15 protein-coding genes and 1 pseudogene are annotated in these 17,831 nt (G+C 49.3%); 8 read left to right on the forward strand and 8 right to left on the reverse strand.

What is annotated here, in order from left to right:
• Positions 1-244 precede the first annotated feature (244 nt).
• On the forward strand, positions 245-1,363 hold the full coding sequence (locus A3750_RS02175; protein WP_068456083.1) for a response regulator: 1,119 nt from the start codon (positions 245-247) through the stop codon (positions 1,361-1,363).
• A gap of 37 nt (positions 1,364-1,400) precedes the next feature.
• On the opposite strand, the gene A3750_RS02180 is transcribed toward A3750_RS02175, so the two are convergent.
• Both A3750_RS02180 and A3750_RS02185 read right to left on the reverse strand, forming a co-directional pair.
• Entirely contained in the window at positions 1,401-1,973 is a 573-nt protein-coding gene (locus A3750_RS02180) for a mechanosensitive ion channel domain-containing protein (RefSeq protein ID WP_082863207.1), read from the reverse strand.
• Between the two features lie 22 nt (positions 1,974-1,995).
• Positions 1,996-3,354 carry an 8-oxoguanine deaminase gene (locus A3750_RS02185; protein WP_068456080.1) on the reverse strand — a complete coding sequence of 453 codons (1,359 nt, stop codon included), beginning with the start codon at positions 3,352-3,354 and terminating at the stop codon, positions 1,996-1,998.
• A 448-nt stretch (positions 3,355-3,802) separates the two neighbouring features.
• Between A3750_RS02185 and A3750_RS02195 the strand changes: the two genes are divergently transcribed.
• The 3 genes from A3750_RS02195 to A3750_RS02205 all read left to right on the forward strand — a co-directional run bounded on the left by A3750_RS02195 (position 3,803) and on the right by A3750_RS02205 (position 5,788).
• A complete protein-coding gene (locus A3750_RS02195; protein ID WP_068520517.1) occupies positions 3,803-4,495 on the forward strand; it encodes a PEP-CTERM sorting domain-containing protein in 693 nt (230 codons plus the stop codon).
• 101 nt (positions 4,496-4,596) lie between these two features.
• Positions 4,597-5,184 (forward strand): phage tail protein, encoded by a 588-nt coding sequence (locus A3750_RS02200; protein ID WP_082863206.1) that lies wholly within the window; start codon positions 4,597-4,599, stop codon positions 5,182-5,184.
• Positions 5,185-5,200: 16 nt separating this feature from the next.
• The gene (locus A3750_RS02205) at positions 5,201-5,788 is read left to right on the forward strand and encodes a phage tail protein (protein WP_082863205.1); all 588 of its coding nucleotides are present in this window, start codon (positions 5,201-5,203) and stop codon (positions 5,786-5,788) included.
• Between the two features lie 62 nt (positions 5,789-5,850).
• Here A3750_RS02205 and A3750_RS02210 read toward each other — a convergent pair whose 3' ends face one another.
• The 6 genes from A3750_RS02210 to A3750_RS02235 all read right to left on the reverse strand — a co-directional run bounded on the left by A3750_RS02210 (position 5,851) and on the right by A3750_RS02235 (position 12,224).
• On the reverse strand, positions 5,851-6,486 hold the full coding sequence (locus A3750_RS02210; protein WP_068456071.1) for a TetR family transcriptional regulator C-terminal domain-containing protein: 636 nt from the start codon (positions 6,484-6,486) through the stop codon (positions 5,851-5,853).
• Positions 6,487-6,641: 155 nt separating this feature from the next.
• Positions 6,642-7,418 carry a DUF5020 family protein gene (locus A3750_RS02215; RefSeq protein ID WP_068456068.1) on the reverse strand — a complete coding sequence of 259 codons (777 nt, stop codon included), beginning with the start codon at positions 7,416-7,418 and terminating at the stop codon, positions 6,642-6,644.
• Between the two features lie 123 nt (positions 7,419-7,541).
• Positions 7,542-8,621 carry a BMP family ABC transporter substrate-binding protein gene (locus A3750_RS02220; RefSeq protein WP_068456064.1) on the reverse strand — a complete coding sequence of 360 codons (1,080 nt, stop codon included), beginning with the start codon at positions 8,619-8,621 and terminating at the stop codon, positions 7,542-7,544.
• 34 nt (positions 8,622-8,655) lie between these two features.
• A complete protein-coding gene (locus A3750_RS02225) occupies positions 8,656-9,582 on the reverse strand; it encodes an ABC transporter permease (RefSeq protein ID WP_068456061.1) in 927 nt (308 codons plus the stop codon).
• Between the two features lie 9 nt (positions 9,583-9,591).
• Positions 9,592-10,695, reverse strand: coding sequence for an ABC transporter permease (locus A3750_RS02230; RefSeq protein WP_068456058.1), 1,104 nt, complete (start codon positions 10,693-10,695; stop codon positions 9,592-9,594).
• Complete coding sequence (locus A3750_RS02235; RefSeq protein WP_068456055.1) at positions 10,692-12,224, reverse strand: ABC transporter ATP-binding protein; 1,533 nt, start codon at positions 12,222-12,224, stop codon at positions 10,692-10,694. Before A3750_RS02235 ends, A3750_RS02230 begins: the two co-directional genes overlap by 4 nt.
• A gap of 523 nt (positions 12,225-12,747) precedes the next feature.
• Here A3750_RS02235 and xdhA point away from each other — a divergent pair.
• From xdhA to A3750_RS02255, 4 genes and pseudogenes are all read left to right on the forward strand, one after another.
• Positions 12,748-14,235, forward strand: a complete 1,488-nt coding sequence (gene xdhA, locus A3750_RS02240) for a xanthine dehydrogenase small subunit (protein WP_068456053.1) — start codon at positions 12,748-12,750, stop codon at positions 14,233-14,235.
• A complete protein-coding gene (gene xdhB / locus A3750_RS02245) occupies positions 14,228-16,630 on the forward strand; it encodes a xanthine dehydrogenase molybdopterin binding subunit (RefSeq protein ID WP_068456050.1) in 2,403 nt (800 codons plus the stop codon). Before xdhA ends, xdhB begins: the two co-directional genes overlap by 8 nt.
• 13 nt (positions 16,631-16,643) lie before the next feature.
• Entirely contained in the window at positions 16,644-17,531 is an 888-nt protein-coding gene (gene xdhC, locus A3750_RS02250; protein ID WP_231871677.1) for a xanthine dehydrogenase accessory protein XdhC, read from the forward strand.
• 28 nt (positions 17,532-17,559) lie between these two features.
• Positions 17,560-17,831, forward strand: a pseudogene (locus tag A3750_RS02255) (allantoicase); the annotation flags it as partial.

The raw sequence follows: 17,831 nt of genomic DNA on the forward strand, positions 1-17,831 counted from the left end.
ATTAGCCCTTGGGATTAGCGCTTGGGATTAGCGCTTGGGATTAGCCGCTACGAACACACGCTCTGGATCGATTTTTGGTCGCTTTCTTGATTCGCCTATTGATAGCGCCCTAGAAAAAACCGACATGGGGATCAGGAGACCCGATTAACAAAATATCCAAATCTCTAATAATTCTGATTCGTCATCCTCCAATTTTCGACTACTTTTCTCATCAGAGATATTTAGAATCAAAAAGGCGCAATACATGTCCGGCAAACCTCTCGTGATGATCGTCGATGATGACGAAATAGCCCGTGTCATAGTACGAGAGCATCTAGGTGATCAATATGAAATAGAAGACGCTGAATCTGCCGACGCGTGCTTGAACAAGCTCAAATCCTGCACGCCCGACATCTTTCTATTAGACGTTCAGATGCGCGAGAAAGACGGCTTCGCACTCTGCGAGGCCGTCCGGCATCTACCGCAATTCAAAGCAACACCCGTCCTTTTTATCTCGGCGGCTGAAACCGAGGAAAACCTCATTCGCTCCTTCGAAGTCGGCGGCAACGGCTTTTTAGAGAAGCCGGTCAAGAAAACCAAGCTGCAAACGCTCATTAAGATCAAACTGGCACAAGCTGACGAACTAATAGAAACACAAAAGCACCGTGAAGAAGCGATGACAACAAGTAGCGAACTTTGCCAGTTGATTCAATTTGTAAAAGATTCAGACGACGACACAACGCTTGAGGCTGTCGCTAAAAGGTTGTGTGGCGTGGTTGAGAGCTTTGGTCTGAGCGCATCCGCGATGATTATTGCCAAAACACCGATCTACGTGAATTGCACTGAGGAATCCCCCGAAGGCTTACTACTGAAAAAGGCAGCCGCCATCAATGAGCGGATTATAAGTAAAGGTATTAGAAGCATTATTCGAAGCGATAGTGTCGCCATACTTGTCAACGAAATGCCTGTTGATGACGAAAGCCGCTACGGGCGTTTCAAAGACAACCTCGTGGTCCTTTCAAGCATTTGTGATGGCCAATTGAAGCAACTTATGGCACAACAAGGCATCGAACAACAGCGCAACAAAGTCCTTTCCCGGGTAATTAAAATCACCGAAGAACAGCTTCAAAGATTTGCCGAGCAACTCACAGCTCACGAGAAAACATCCACCGAAGTCATCGGTAATATGCTCACTGAACTTGAAACAAAGCTCTTTCATCTGGGGCTAGATGACGACCAAGAAGAAGAGCTTATGAAAGTCGCATACCAAGTGCATGAAAAGCTGGAGCATATGAACAGCGACTATCAATCACTTGAAGCCGAGCTCGGAAAGATACTTGAATCACTCTACGATCTGCTTGCCTCAAAAGACAAAGCGGCCTAGCACGCTTATCCCCAGATGCGTTCCTCGTTAACCTTGTTCATTTGGACGAAGCTTCGGGCACCACGCCAATCTTACCCATGGTATCGAGCTTCTGACGCGGGTTAACCACCATAGGACGACTTAACAGCAGGTTATTTGGGTAAATCACGATTTCTCGGCTTTCACTGATCAACTTTGTATTGAACAGGTTAATCTCTGAGATATAACCCTCTACATAGTTATCGGCATCCACAATACGAACAAACGTGCCACGCTTAAATGAGCTATGCGCCAAGAGAATAAAGAATGCCGTGATATTGCTTAGTATCGACCAGGCAGCAAACATCGCCACGCCGGTGACTGCGAGCAAGCTCGCGGAAAGCGTCAGCAAACCTTTAAAATCAAAGCCCCACACCACAAAGACGGTGGACAACGCAGCAATCACAATCAGAATATTGACTGTTTTTAGTGCCTTTGTCGTGACATCTGGTTTTAGCCGCCCCTTGCGCGCATGGCGGCGCACAATCGGACCAATAATCAGGCGAAATGCAAGGTAACTACCCAGTGCAATCGCGGTGAGGGTTAATTGAAGCGTATAGCTTTCAAACCACTGAGTTAACGCTTCGATCATACTGTTCGCCTTGTTGATCAACCTAAGTTACTAGCTTTCTAGCAAGACCCGAATGATCTGCGATTAGACGCGTTAAATCAACGTGTAATAACGCACTATTCTTAACTTTCCACTGACCCGCAACCATAACGGCATCCGCCTGATGTGCACCACATAAAACGAGTGCCGCTAATGGGTCATGGCTGCCTGAAAAGCGGGCATCATCGAGTTTAAACAAAGCAAGATCGGCTTGCTTACCCACCGCTAACTCCCCGATATCATTTCGCCCAAGAACCTGCGCCGAACCCTTGGTCGCCCAGCGCAGAGCATCAAGATGCGTTATTTCATCCGCTTGATAACGCAGTCGACTAATCAACATAGCTTGCCGCACTTCTTGAATCATATTGGAGCCATCGTTCGATGCGGAACCATCGACACCTAAGCCCACTGGCGAACCATGCTTTTCCAGATCCAGCGTCCTGCATATTCCAGAAGCCAAAACCATATTTGAGGAAGGACAGTGACCAACGCCGACTCCGGCCTTACCTAATCGCTTCAATTCCTCATCGTTGAAATGAATACCATGTGCGAGCCATACATCGCTCGCCATCCACTCCACAGACTCTAAATAATCCACTGGTCGCATACCGAAGCGACTTAGGCAAAACGTATTCTCGTCTTCCGTCTCCGCCAAATGGGTATGCAAGCGCACCCCATGTTGACGTGCTAATCGCGCGGTCTCGACCATCAACTCACTCGTGACCGAGAATGGCGAGCATGGTGCAAGCGCAATATTTACCATCGAGCCTTCGCTGGCATCGTGATAGAGGCCAATCAAACGCGCCGAATCTTTTAGAATCACCTCATCGGTTTGCACTGTGGATTGCGGGGGTAAACCGCCCTGCTCTTGCCCGAGACTCATGGACCCTCTGGTCAGCGTGACGCGAGCACCCATTTTATGTGCAGCCGCTACTTGGATATCGATCGCCTCGGTTAAGGCTTCGGGAAACAAATAATGGTGGTCTGATACCGTGGTGCAGCCCGAAAGAAGTAATTCACTCAAGCCAAGCTCGGTCGCCACCGAAAGCATCTCGGGCTGCAGCTTTGCCCAAACGGGATAAAGCGTTTGTAGCCAAGGGAATAATCGTTTGTTTAAGGCCGGAGGAAAGGCGCGCGTTAAGGTTTGATATAAATGATGGTGCGTATTAATCAAGCCCGGTAATAACACCGAACGAGAGGCATCATACACCTCATCATAATCCTCAGTTGGGGCGCATCCCTGTCTAACCAGCTCGATAATTTTTGTTCCGCGCACAACGATGCCATTACGCGCGTCTTGGTTATTGGCGGTGAACACCGCTAAAGGGGCTTTAATCCAAACAGAATGGTTTGAAGCTGTCATTCGTCACTCCTATTTCTCGACCTGTATGTCCAGGTCTATGAAAAATATAGCAGTGACGGTCTCGGCTCTAAGGCGAAAGACGTGTGTTAATCTGCCTTGTTTTAACTTGCTTGGTAACTCTAAGAAAGACCACACGTTAAATTCATCCGAATCGGCGAGCCTTTCAACGCAAAGTTTAAACTGCTGGGCCTCTAGGGCCAAGCTCTTAGAGCTGTAAATTTCACATCACCTCCAGCATTCACGTTAATCCACACGCATCGCATAGTTGAGTAAAAAAAACTCGCCATTCCAAAAGTAAAGCCGAGGCTCAAGCCCCTCGCCTCAAGCCCCTCGTAATGACGTGACGAAGATTTCTTTGATTAATGGCGGTAATTGTCTTGACGGTAGCACCATAATGCACCAAAGTGACTGATCAAATAACAACCAAAACCTAGGGACGGTAAAGACAATGAGAGCAAGAACGCACTTTTTAAGAACAGCTAGCCTACTAATACTCAGCGCTGCTGCCGCTTCAACGCACGCCGCGACAATGACTTACGATAACGAGGCCGATTTTACGACAGCCATCGCAGGTCTCTCGAGCAATACAATCGACTTTGATTCTGCCACTGCAGGAGATCTAGTCCTCCCAGGTTCTCCGTTTGATGGTGTTACCTTTGACTATTCGTTGGATTACGATCTCTCTGTCGACGCGACCTATGACACAACGTCCTCCTCAAACTATCTAGGCATCAATGACTTTGACGGTCGGTTTGCGGGAGGGGATAGCTTCGACATGACGTTTGGCTCGGCCCAATCGGCCATTGGCTTGTACATTCATATCGGCTTTGAATCACTTCTTTTTGATAACGATATAACGCTAACAACGAATACTGGTCTCGTCGCTAATCTGTCTGCGAACGCGGATCAACAGCTACTAGACGGCGAAGCCTATTTCATCGGCCTGTATTCCGACTCAGCAGCAGACGCGTTCACTAGCGTCTCATTTTCAAGTTTCCCAGAAGACTATTATTTCAACGTGGATGACATCACCTTTGCCCAAATGTCATCTCCACCGGGCGCCGTCTCAGAGCCGAGCTCGCTAATCTTGCTTAGCCTTGCTTTGGGAGGATTGATTCGATTGCGAAAATCGACCTGCTAACGCACTTGAGATGATCGATCGATACAAAATGACATAACTCTTGATGAGTGTTGTTTGTAGTACTCAAAAGGATCCGAAAAACATGCTCACAGGAGAGAGCAATGAAACAAACACTAAAAACGCTAATCGCCGGCGCTGCATTAACGGTAGCCGCCACTTCCGCAACTCACGTCTCTGCAGAGCCCTTTTTAGGCGAGATTGCTTGGGTACCTTACAATTTCGCCCCTCGTGGTTGGCAATTCTGTGATGGCCAACTGCTTCCAATTAACCAATATAGCGCCCTATTTTCATTGCTCGGCACCACGTATGGCGGAGACGGGCGAACGACCTTCGGCATACCCGATTTAAAAGGCCGAACGGCCATTCATGAAGGACAAGGCCCAGGCTTAACCAATCGCCCTCTCGGCCAAAAACTAGGCCGAGAGACCGTCACACTTAGCGCAGCTGAAATGCCTAGCCACACCCACACCCAGATGGCCAGCAGCGGCGCACCAAGCTCAGCCGACCCGAGTGGCAAAGTGCCCGCAAGCCCTTCTAGAACGCGTGTTTTTGCAGACGCACCAAATGTCGCTATGAACACTGGAAACATCGGCAACAGTGGGGGCGGACAACCACATAACAACATGCAGCCCTACACAACCTTAAACTGCATTATTGCCACTGTTGGCATATTCCCATCACGCAATTAAGTTCAGGAGAAACGTCATGAAACTACGCTTTCTTTCAGTTACTTTACTGAGCTTGGCCGCGTTACTTACTTCAACTCATGCCGCAGCGACCACCGCTGCAGATAATCCCTTACTAGGAGAAATGAAATGGGTTGCGTTTAACTTTGCACCGCGAGGCTGGGCTCAATGTAATGGTCAGATATTGCAGATATCGCAATATCAAGCGCTCTTCTCATTATTGGGGACCACCTATGGTGGCGATGGCAGAGTCACGTTTGCCCTGCCTGACATGCGTGGTCGCCTGATGCTCCACGAAGACTATCCTAACTATCGACTAGGATTAAAAGATGGACAAGAATCTAACACGCTAACAACGGCCAATTTGCCTAGTCATTCGCATGGGCTGTCTGGGTCGAGCGAACGCGCCGATAGCACGCTCCCGAATGACCGAAGCCTCGCGAATACCAGCAGAACAAAGCTGTATGGCAGCGGTACAATTGATAAAAACATGCATGCAAATGCAATCAGTGCAACAGGCGGCTCTCAGCCCCATCAAAACATGATGCCAAGCACCGCGCTCAACTGCATTATTTCTCTGCAGGGCCAATATCCCTCACGAAGCTAACAACCTAGCCCTGCCTAACACCCTCTGTTACGCAGGGCATTTATTTCGCTTCAGTTTGCTGTTCAAGCACTCAAACCGCAGCCGCCAAGAATGATGGTGCAAAGCAGGTCTTTAATACGCTGTACATCCAACTCGTCGTATTCAAGCTTGTTAGTCACGGTAAGAATCTGCGTGTCAAAGTCGGCATAATGCTGGGTGGTAGACCAGATCATAAAAATCAGATGCTCAGGATCAACAGCGTTCATTTTTCCCTGATCAATCCAAGACTGGATAATTTTGCTTTTGTCTCGGACCCAAGCACGCAAGTTGCTGCGTAAGTGGTCTTGTAAATTCGGTGCGCCTTGAATGATTTCAAGTGCGAAAATCTTGGACGCATTCGGGTATTGAATGGCTAGATCAACTTTTGCGCGGATGTAGTTACCAAGTACTTCAGCTGGGTCATCGCCTTCGCTCATATCGTCGATCGACTCGTCCCAACGTCGGATAATCTCATCAAGCACCGCCAAGTAAAGCGCTTGCTTGCTTTTAAAGTAGTAGAGAACGTTGGCTTTAGGCAGTTCTGCAGCATCGGCAATGGATTGCATGCTGGTTCCTTTAAACCCGTTTTTAACAAAAGAGTCTTCAGCAGCAGCCAGAATATTTTTACGATTCTGCTCTCGGATTTTACCGGTCTTTTGTGCGCTATCTTTATCGCTCATGTTGTTCTACATCTTTGTTTGTTGTTCTGGGGATCGATAACGAGCTTTAAGGGCCACGCCCTGAAGCTCGCTACGAACATACTGTTAGCTACAATTATTCGATACCATTACTAGCTGCTATCGCTAGCAGTATGATTAACCACTAACAATCATACTTACAGGTGGTACTTGATCAAAGCGCTAACTGCTGATTCTGCGTCATCGCTCTTCACACCAAACTTGTTGTGCCAGTATGAGTACTCGATACCCGCTTCAAGCTTAGATTTGGTAATCCCCATGAACTTGCCGATATCAGCACGTAGTTGCGGGTTGAAGTGAAAGTCTGCTCCGTGATCTTCTTGTGCAGATGACCAATCGATGTAGCCATCAAACATCCAATCAACATCACCCGTAGCAAATGGAACACCGTATACAACCGTCAACTGAAGATCATCATCAATGTTTTCGTTATTCGCGTAGAAAAAGTTCGTTTGGAAGAACGCAAAACCCGGAAGATCCCAGTTCAAGCCTACACCGTAAAGGTAGTTATCTTGCGAGAAGCCTGTGCTGTCTGAGCTGAACTCGTAGGTCGTCGCAATCAATACGTCAGTTACAGGGCCCGCTTTCAGCTCAGAACCCGTCATATTGCTTAGGCTAAAACGAGGAGAAAGCTCTGCGTATGTCTCGTTAAAGTCACCAAATGAACCTTTACCATTGTGTCGATCAGCGAAGAAGAAGGCATCACCCCAATCGTGACCCGAAGCGTGTTCAACGGTCATTGTCGTCATTTCCATGGTTTTCTGCGGAGCGCCGAAAGCATGGCCAACGTTGTAGTAATCAGCACTGTGTAGCACGGTTACACTGTTGTCAGCCCAAAACTGCTCAGCTTGAGCGGGTGCTGCTACTGCAGCTGCGAGTGCTGCTGCACCAGCGATGGTTTTTAGTTGTTTCATTTCTCTACCTTAGTTTTTCATTAATACAGCACTTATGGTGCTTTATAAAAAGTGCGAGCTACCGCAATTCGGAAACAGTAGCTCGCTGCTAACTGCCTTATTCAGCGAATCGTTCGCCTTGAATTAAGACTGTGGCAATTTGCCTTCTACGCCTTGCACGTAGAAATCAAAGCCAAGAAGCGCACCGTCATCCATTGTGCCGCCCGCTGGAATCACTTCTTCTCCAGCTTGGTTTACAACTGGGCCATCAAATACGCGCATTTCGCCCGCCTTCAATGCCGCTTTTTTCTCTTCTACCATCGCGACAACATCCGCTGGAATCGCTTCGTTCAGTGGCGCTAGATCGGTTGTACCGTCTGCGATGCCAGGCCATAAGTCTTCAGACTTCCAAGTGCCATCAAGCACGGCTTGTGCTTTCTTAAGGTAAAGTGGACCCCACTTGTGTACCGTTGAAGTAAGGTGCGCTTTTTTACCGTATTCAGACATATCTGAGTGGTAACCGATTGCGTACTTGCCTTTTGCTTCTGCGGCCTGAATCACAGCGGCGGAGTCAGTATGTTGCGTAAGCACGTCTGCGCCTTGAAGAATCAGCGTTTCTGCTGCTTCACGCTCTTTTGCAGGGTCATACCAAGTGCTTGCCCAAACAACTTTCACTTGAACGTCAGGGTTTACTTCTTTAGCACCCTTGGTGAACGCGTTAATGCCACGAATAACCTCAGGAATCGGGAACGATGCTACGTAACCAAGTACGTTAGATTCGGTCATCTTGCCCGCAATCAAACCCGTCAAGTAGCGGCCTTGATAAGCACGGGTAAAATAGGTGCCCATGTTGTCTGAGCGCTTGTAGCCTGATGCGTGCTCGAAAGCGACTTTCGGGAATTTTTTTGCAACTTTAAGCGTTGGGTTCATATAACCGAACGAAGTTGTAAAGATGAGGTCATTGCCCTTTGACGCAAGCTGACGAATAACGCGCTCGCCATCTGCACCTTCTGGAACAGACTCAACGTAGGTGGTTTTTACCTTGTCACCAAGTTGCTCTTCAACATACTTACGGCCTTCATCATGCGCGTAGGTCCAGCCCGCATCGCCAGTCGGCCCAACGTAGACAAAACCGATGTTTAATGGCTCTTCAGCTTGAGCGAGCGCCGCACCGCTAACCAGTGTTGCGGCAGCCAAGGCTTTCGTGATTGATCTTAATTTCATAATAACTCCTGAGGTTTCATTTTTTATTGACGCCCTAGACCTGAGGCCGATAAGGCTGGCCGAGTGCTAAAGGTGTACTTAGTTTTGCCTTGACTGCATCGTTCGCGATTACAACCAACACAATGATCGTTGCGCCATACGGAAGCATGGCCAACAGATTTGGTGAGGCTTCGAAGCCTAATCCCTGTAGAACGAGGTGCATGATGCTTGCAGCACCAAAGAGGTAAGCACCCAACATAATGCGTTCTGCTTTCCAACTCGCAAACACAACAAGTGCCAGTGCGATCCAACCACGCCCTGCAGACATACCCTCTGTCCAAAGTGGTGTATAAGCCAGCGACAAATAACCACCCGCTAAGCCCGCCATTGCGCCGCCAAACATGACAGCGGCATAGCGCACTTTGAATACGCTCATACCGATCGCATTGGCGGCTTCTGGATTCTCGCCTACAGAGCGAATGGTCAAACCCAAACGCGTGCTTTTAAATACCCAAAACACGAGAGCAAACAGAATCCAGGAAAGGTAGACCAAGGGATCGTGCGAGAAAAAGATCTTGCCGATAATTGGAATTTCGCTGAGCAGTGGAATAGTCCATGCCTCGATACCCTCAATGCCGACGCCCACATAACTTGCACCAATAAAGGCACTTAAGCCGGTACCAAATATCGTTAATGCCAGCCCGGTCGCCACCTGATTAGAAACCAGAGAAATAGCTAGAAAGCCAAAGAGCAAAGACATCATCGCGCCAGCCACGACCGCGGCGACGACGCCTAAGCCAAGGTTGCCAGTAATGACAGAAGCCGCAAAACCGACCACTGCCCCCATTAACACCATGCCTTCCTGGCCAAGATTAAGAACACCCGATTTCTCACACACCATCTCGCCTAGGGCAATCAGAATCAACGGCGTTCCGGTACGAATCGTCGCAAACAGAATGTTGGTAATAAGTTCAATATCCACGCGAAACCTCTATGCTTGTGCGACTGGCTGGTTTGAAGAATTGGAAGCGGCTTTTGGGCGGTCACGCACAATGCGGTACGAGATCAACAAGTCACACGCTAAGAGATAAAACAACAACATGCCTTGGAACAAGCCGGTAATAGACTTGGGCAGCGTCAAGTCCATTTGCACCATCTCGCCACCCATATAAGTCAGTGCGAGTAACATGCTGGCAAAGGTAATGCCCAAGGGATGCATGCGCCCAAGAAACACAACGATGATCGCGGCATAACCGTAACCCGGTGCAATATAAGGATTGAGCTGCCCTACCGGACCGGTTACCTCTGAAACACCGGCTAAGCCGGCTAAGGCACCACACATTAACAACACCAACCAAACAAGCTTCTTATCCTTAAAGCCAGCAAAGCTTGCCGCAGAGGCATCTTCACCAAGCACACTCACCTGAAAGCCAAGCAATGTCCGAGAGACGAAGGTCCAGACAATGGCAACTGCAAACAAGGCAAAGAAGATCGAAATCGTGAGACGATAGTCTTCGAAAACAGTCGGCAAAATAGCCCAATCGGAAAACAGTGCGGACTCCGGGAAGTTATAGCCATCGGGGTCCTTTAATGGCCCATGCACGCCGTAATAAAGTAGGTTTAATGCGATATAGTTGAGCATGATCGTGGTGAGAATCTCGTTTGCCGAAAAACGCGTCTTCAAAAATGCGGCCAGCATCGCCCAAAGCAAACCACAGGCGCTGCCAAATACGAGAACAGCCGGCAGCACCCAAGCGCTCTCAACCTCACCTAACTGCAACGCCAAGAACCCGCCGCCTAGGCCACCCAGAATAAATTGCCCTTCTGCACCAATGTTCCAAACTTTGGCTTTGAAGCACATCATCAAACCAATCGCACACAACAACAGCGGCGCAACTTTAATCCCTAGCTCTGTCCAGCCATACAAATCCTCAAGAGGCTGAAGGAAAAACACATACAGCGAATGCGCCGGATCATGGCCCAGCGACGCGAACAAAGCGGCACCACTGATTAACGTTAATGCGACGGCCAAAACAGGCGACAAATACGCCATTGCTTTTGAATCGGACGGTCGTTTTTCTAAGCGAAAAATCATGCGTCTACCTCCGGTGCAGCTTGTTCTACTGGAGTGCTATCGCCTGCCATCCATTTACCTAACTGATTAATCGTGACCTGTTCCGTTGCCGCAACGGGTGAAAGCTTGCCATCACAAATCGCACAAATCCGATCGCTTATCGCGTACAACTCATCAATATCTTCAGACACAACCAAAATCGCAGCGCCTTTATCACGTAGACGAATGAGCTCGTGGCGAATCAGAATGGCCGCTCCGATATCCACCCCCCAAGTTGGATGAGAACAGACGAGAAGTTTTGGGTTCTGAAGAATCTCGCGACCAATAATGTACTTCTGCAAATTACCGCCAGACAGCGATTTCGCCTGAGCCTGAGTATTGGGCGTTTTCACGTTAAACGAGGCAACAATGCGCTCAGCAAAGCTTTTTACTTTTGCCCGGTTTATCCAGCCTTTGCTGACCATATCTTGCTGATACGCCGTTAATAATGCGTTGTCTTCCAACGACATATCAGGCACGCCACCGCGGCCAAGCCGCTCTTCAGGCACAAAACCTAGCCCGCGCGAACGACGCTCTGTAGGCCCCGCATTGCCGACCGACTGACCATCAAAAAAGATCACGTCAGAGCCAGCTAGTTCTTCACCGCCGATCATATCCAACAGTTCTTCTTGACCGTTACCCGCGACACCGGCAATACCTAAAATTTCGCCGCGCTTCACATCAAGCGACACATCTTTTAAAGAAGTCGAGAATGGGTCATTCGATTGATGGCTGAGATGTTTCACACTCAGAAAAACGTCGCCTCCAACGGCTTTCTCATAATCCTGATTCAATGGGGTATCGTCGCCGACCATCAATCGAGCGATTTCATCAGAGGTTGTTGCTTGCGGATTACAATCACCCGTCACAATGCCGCCGCGGAGTATGGTCGCGCCAGTACAAATCGCGCGCACTTCATCCAGCTTGTGGGAGATAAAGAGTATGCTGCAACCTTCTTCAGACAATTGGCGCAACGTCAGAAATAGCGTGTCGACTTCTTGGGGTGTCAGCACTGAAGTGGGCTCATCGAGAATCAACAGCTTTACATCCTGCAATAGGCAACGAACAATCTCGACGCGCTGCTGCTCTCCTATCGAAAGCGTATGCACATAACGATTCGGGTCGAGCTTCATACCGTAACGCTCTGACACCTCAATTATGCGCTCTTTTAGTGCGCTCATCGCACCAACTTCATGCTTCGGAAGGCTGAGTGCGATATTCTCTGCAACAGTTAAGGTCTCAAATAGAGAGAAGTGTTGGAACACCATCCCTATGCCCATCGAGCGTGCGTGAGCTGCACCTTTAACCGTAACCTGCTTGCCTTCCCAGGTCATCGTGCCCTCATCCGGCTTTACAACGCCGTAGATGATTTTCATCAAAGTACTCTTGCCAGCGCCGTTCTCACCAAGCAGAGCGTGGATCTCACCCTGCTCAACCGACAATGCTACAGATCGATTCGCGACTGTGCCCGGATAACGCTTCGTGATGCCTTTTAGTTCTATACGCTTCATTTATTTACCTGACCGTCAGGATAGTCTTTTGCTAAACTTTCATTTTGTCTCGCGCTACTAAGCAAAGCGCTTGCCAAAAACTCAGCGAAGAAAAACTTTTCTATAAAAACAATAGTATTGCCTAACCGGTCAGAAATATAACCGCATTAACCTCAAAAGCAACGAAGCAAAAAGCTATAACAGCCTTATAGCTTATAACAACCACCACAACAGAAAATTGACCAACTAGTCATAATTTGATTTGTGACAATCGAATTACAAGCCAAAATTAGGCTAAAAGAATGCAGTAAATTCATCAGCTTAATTAGTGCTAAGTCACTTTTTACAAATTTACCTTACCAACTGGTCAAGTTTTTATTATAGAATCATTCCAGCACATCAGCGGGTCGGTGCGACCAGATTATAAGCCTTGCTTATTTGCGGAATCATACATCGCGACTAAAACATAAGCGGTGGCAAATCCAGGTATTGAAAGGTTGCACCGGGCGCGAACAACGACATACTCAAGAGCAGAGGAAACGCCGTGATTACGTTTTTCTTAAATGGTCAGCAGGTCAGTGAATCAAGTATCCAGCCGGATATGACCGTGCTTCGCTACTTACGCACGCGCCAAACCCTTACTGGCACAAAAGAAGGCTGCGGCTCTGGTGACTGTGGTGCTTGCTCGGTACTTGCCGGCGAAATGGAAAACGGAGAATGGCGCTACAAAGCGATTAATTCCTGCATTACTTTTCTCGCGCAGATCGATGGCAAAAGCCTAATCACGGTCGAAGCCATAGCAAATGGCGATACACTCCACCCCGCCCAACAGGCGATGGTCGACAAGCATGGCTCGCAATGCGGCTTTTGCACACCAGGCATCGTCATGTCGCTTACCGCGCTCTTTGAGAACACTCCAACAGATAAAACCTTCACCTTGCATGAAATCTACGATGCGCTTTCAGGTAACCTTTGCCGCTGCACGGGCTACAAACCCATTATCGAAGCTGCGCAAAGCATGAAGTCTTATCCGGGCAAGATAAAAGCGGAGATTTGGTCGCCCAGTGAAGCCAGACCATCAAACACAAACGCCGTCACTCAAAGCGCAGAAGGACAGGCATGGAGTGTTCGCAGCGAAGACGAACTGAAAGCGATTTTAAAGCAGCATCCCGATGCTCGAATGGTTGCGGGCGCGACGGATCTTGCGCTCGAAGTGACCCAGATGAATCGCCGCATTGAAAAATTAGTTGCGATCAATCAGGTCACCAGCCTAAAAGCGATCAGTGAAGACGAGAAATACCTCACTATCGGTGGCGCAGCGACACTCACTGACAGCGAACAAGCCCTCCGTGCTCATTTTCCAGAATTTGCACAACTGCTTGAGCGCTTTGCAGCCCGACAGGTACGAAACAGCGGGACCATGGGCGGCAACATTGCGAACGCCTCTCCCATTGGTGACACGCCTCCTGTGCTCATCGCCCTAAATGCAGACATAGAAATAGCCAGTGCCGCGGGCAATCGATGGATCGCGCTGGATAGCTTTTATCTTGATTACAAAAAGACGCTTCTTCAAAAAGGCGAATACATTCGTGCGATTCGTATCCCCCGCCGAGAAGCCTGCGAATATTTAAAGGTATACAAGATTTCCAAACGGCTTGAAGACGACATTTCGGCCGTACTCATGGCGATCAAGCTAAAGGTACAAGGTGGAAAAATCACGGCGGTTCGCACTGGCTTTGGTGGTATGGCTGCAATACCCAAATCGGGCTCGGCCATCGAATCAGCTCTGATCAATCAACCCATGACCGTCGAGACCTTCCGCAAGGCCGGAGAAAAAGTCTCTGAAGACTTCCAACCGTTTAGCGATGTGCGTGCTAGCGCTAGCTATCGCATTCAAGTCACCCAAGGCTTGCTTGAAAAAACAGCGCTCGAAATTCTCAATCCTGACAGTATTAGCCGTGTTGAATCCGTATTGACCACGCAACTGCAAAGCAATGACGTCGTAAGCGTGCAGGAGGCAAATAATGCGTAAGCTGATTGACGTAGAAGACAACAAGCGCATACGACCAGCCAAAGGTAAAACCGGCGAGAGTATGAAGCACGAGAGCGCCATCAAGCACGTTGCAGGCAAAGCCGTGTATGTTGATGATATGCCAGAGCTTCCGGGTACCTTGCATGTTGCCGTGGGCGGAAGCCAATACGCGCATGCGTTTATTAAATCGATGAACTTAAGTGCGGTTGAAAAAGCCCCCGGGGTCGTCAAAGTCATTACTGTGAAAGACGTTCCGGGCCACACCGATATCGGGCCCGTATTTCCTGGCGATCCCGTCTTGGCTGAAAGCGAGTGCGAATACATCGGCCAGCCGATTTTTGCGGTCGCCGCCGAAACACACGAACAGGCCAAAGCCGCCATAGCATTGGCGCAAATTCAATACAAAGAGCTAGAACCGACGCTCACCGTCGACAAGGCGATGAAAGACCAGTTCTTCGTGCGCCCTACGCACCAACATAAGCGTGGTGATGCCGACAAAGCATTGAAAGAAGCACCACACACGATCTCTGGCGACCTTTACATCAAGGGACAAGAGCATTTCTATCTTGAAGGCCAGATATCAACCGTTGCCCCATCGGAAGACGGCGGCATGAACGTCTACACCTCAAGCCAACATCCAACGGAAGTGCAAAAGCTGGTTGCCGAAGTGCTTGATATCAGCATCAACAAGGTCAATGTCGAAGTCCGCCGCATGGGTGGTGGTTTTGGCGGTAAAGAGACACAAGCCGCGCCGCTCGCATGTATTGCCTCTATTTTGGCGCATCACACAGGTCGTCCGGTTAAGTACCGTATGAGCCGATATGACGACATGGTGATGACGGGTAAGCGCCACGCTTTTCAGAATAACTACACCGTCGGGGTGAACGATGACGGCGTGATTCAAGGTGCCATCATAAACGTAGCGGGTAAATGCGGTAACTCGCCAGATCTATCCGATGCGATCGTTGATCGCGCGATGTTCCACAGCGACAACGCCTATTATCTCAACAACGCAACCGTCACCGGCTATCGCTGCAAGACACACACGGTTTCTGCAACGGCGTATCGAGGTTTTGGCGGCCCTCAAGGTGTGATCACCGCCGAACTGATGATGGACGATATCGCTCGCCGCATGGGTGAAGATCCACTCACCATCCGCAAGCGCAACCTCTACGGCATCCAACATGCATCTATGCGCCTTGAAGACGGCAGCATTGATCCGCGTAACGAAACCCATTACGGCCAGACTGTTGAGCAGGAAGTGCTACCTGAGCTGATTTCACAACTGGAAGAAAGCTCCGAGTACTGGAAGCGCCGTGACGAAATCAAGGCATTCAACGCCACAAGCGCCTTCCTCAAAAAAGGTTTGGCGTTAACACCGGTTAAGTTTGGTATCTCGTTTACTGTGCAGTTCCTGAACCAGGCTGGTGCGCTCGTGCACATCTACACCGATGGCAGCATTCAGGTAAACCACGGTGGAACAGAAATGGGCCAGGGTCTCTATATCAAAGTCGCGCAGGTTGTTGCTGAAGAGTTTCAGGTAGATCTTGATACGATTATGGTCACCGCGACACGAACGGACAAAGTCTCAAACACTTCACCTACCGCGGCTTCTTCAGGGTCTGACCTGAATGGCATGGCCGCTCAGGATGCCTGTAAACGTATTAAAGCGGGCCTCGTCAAATATGCAGCCGAGCTGCACAGCACTACAGAAGATAAAATACGCTTTGAGAACAACCATGTTGTGAGCGTTGACCGATCTGGCGAAGAAATATGGACGCCTTTCCCTGAGTTTGTACAAAACGCCTACATGGCACGTGTACCACTATTCTCAAGCGGTCACTACCAAACACCGAAGATCCATTACGATCGCAACACCGGCAAGGGCCGTCCATTTTACTACTACGCAAATGGCGCATCGGTTTCTGAAGTATTAGTGGATACGCTTACCGGCGAATACAAGGTAACGCGTGTCGATATCCTGCAAGACGTTGGTCGCTCGCTCAATCCGGCAATCGACATCGGCCAGATCGAAGGTGCCTATATTCAAGGCATGGGCTGGCTAACCACCGAAGATCTGGTTTGGAGCGATAACGGCCGCCTACTCTCTAATGGCCCGGCGACTTACAAAATCCCTGCGGTGGGTGATACGCCAATCGACTTTCGAGTGAAGCTGATGGAAAAATTGCCAAACAAGGAAGAAACCATTTACCGCTCCAAAGCCGTGGGTGAGCCGCCCTTTATGCTGGGCATTTCAGCATGGTCTGCATTGCGTGATGCAGTATCCAGTATGGCGAATTATACATTCAGCCCACCAATGAATGCGCCGGCAACCCCCGAGTGCGTTCTCAACGCGGTTAACGAAACCCGCAAGCATTTAGCAAACAACGCGTAAGCGAGGCTCGAAAATGATGCGTTCACACACTTGGTTTGATGCAGTAAAACGCTGTCAGGATACTGGCAGCGCCTATGCACTGGCGACCGTTTTAGGTTGTACCGGCTCGACACCACGCGACAACAGCTCAAAGATGGTCGTGACCAACGAAAACACCTACGACACCATTGGAGGTGGCCACCTTGAATTTGTTGTCACCAACAAAGCACGTGAACTGCTTGTGGCGAACAATGAGAGCCAAGAAATTCATCACTTCCCGCTTGGCGCCTCATTAGGACAATGCTGCGGTGGCAGTGCGACGGTACTGATCGAAACCTTTGCTGCGTGTCGCTTTCATATTGGATTATTTGGTGCGGGCCACGTTGCCAAAGAGTTGGTAAAGATCCTTGGCGCACTGCCTTGCCGCGTCACCTGGATTGACCCTCGTGAAGATCTCTTCCCCGACGAATTACCCGCAAATATCACAAAGCTGGTCAGTGACGGGCCACAATACGAGATAGAACACTTGCCCGCTGGCTCCGACATTCTAATTCTCACCCACAACCACGCGCTCGATTTTGAGCTTTGTATGGCGGCCCTTGAGCACGGAAAACTCAGGCATATTGGCCTGATTGGGTCCGACACCAAGGCCGAGCGTTTTGTAAAACGCCTTGCACATCGCGGTTATAGCGAAGAGCAAATCAACAGCATCAAATCGCCTGTGGGGCTTTCTGAAATACCGGGCAAACTACCCATGGAAGTCGCCGTATCCATCGCAGGCGAGCTGATCGCTCTACAAAACAGCGACAAACACACTGAAACCCGTCGCGGCCTTGCATGGAAAGACATCAAGCAAGAACTCGGTGGCGAAATCGATAGTCAAGAACAGGGCTATCGACTCAACATAGAACAAACCAATTAACGCGCAAGAACAGAGAGAAACAACGAGCATGCTTCCACATACGCAAATGAACCGTTTCGAATTACGTTACACCGATCTTGCAGCGCGTCGCCTTGGCGGGCAAACGCTGTCTTGCAGTAACGACTTTTTCGCTGAAATGGAAAACCTGTTAAAGCCGGGCCGAGGCGTATTTATCGACGACAAGTTTACCGATCGCGGCAAGTGGATGGATGGCTGGGAATCGCGTCGTCGTCGTTTTCTTCCTGACGGTTCCTCAGACGATGGCTTAATGTACGATTGGTGCATCATCAAGTTGGGCGC

Source organism: Oleiphilus sp. HI0079, from assembly GCF_001635105.1.

Bases quoted from the DNA above. Each gene is read 5' to 3' on its own strand.
- A3750_RS02175 (WP_068456083.1), top strand. From the start codon at position 245: ATGTCCGGCAAACCTCTCGTGATGATCGTCGATGATGACGAAATAGCC.
- A3750_RS02205 (WP_082863205.1), top strand. From the start codon at position 5,201: ATGAAACTACGCTTTCTTTCAGTTACTTTACTGAGCTTGGCCGCGTTA.
- A3750_RS02195 (WP_068520517.1), top strand. From the start codon at position 3,803: ATGAGAGCAAGAACGCACTTTTTAAGAACAGCTAGCCTACTAATACTC.
- A3750_RS02210 (WP_068456071.1), bottom strand. From the start codon at position 6,486: ATGAGCGATAAAGATAGCGCACAAAAGACCGGTAAAATCCGAGAGCAG.
- A3750_RS02200 (WP_082863206.1), top strand. From the start codon at position 4,597: ATGAAACAAACACTAAAAACGCTAATCGCCGGCGCTGCATTAACGGTA.
- A3750_RS02185 (WP_068456080.1), bottom strand. From the start codon at position 3,354: ATGACAGCTTCAAACCATTCTGTTTGGATTAAAGCCCCTTTAGCGGTG.
- xdhB (WP_068456050.1), top strand. From the start codon at position 14,228: ATGCGTAAGCTGATTGACGTAGAAGACAACAAGCGCATACGACCAGCC.
- A3750_RS02230 (WP_068456058.1), bottom strand. From the start codon at position 10,695: ATGATTTTTCGCTTAGAAAAACGACCGTCCGATTCAAAAGCAATGGCG.
- A3750_RS02180 (WP_082863207.1), bottom strand. From the start codon at position 1,973: ATGATCGAAGCGTTAACTCAGTGGTTTGAAAGCTATACGCTTCAATTA.
- xdhC (WP_231871677.1), top strand. From the start codon at position 16,644: ATGATGCGTTCACACACTTGGTTTGATGCAGTAAAACGCTGTCAGGAT.
- A3750_RS02220 (WP_068456064.1), bottom strand. From the start codon at position 8,621: ATGAAATTAAGATCAATCACGAAAGCCTTGGCTGCCGCAACACTGGTT.
- A3750_RS02215 (WP_068456068.1), bottom strand. From the start codon at position 7,418: ATGAAACAACTAAAAACCATCGCTGGTGCAGCAGCACTCGCAGCTGCA.
- A3750_RS02235 (WP_068456055.1), bottom strand. From the start codon at position 12,224: ATGAAGCGTATAGAACTAAAAGGCATCACGAAGCGTTATCCGGGCACA.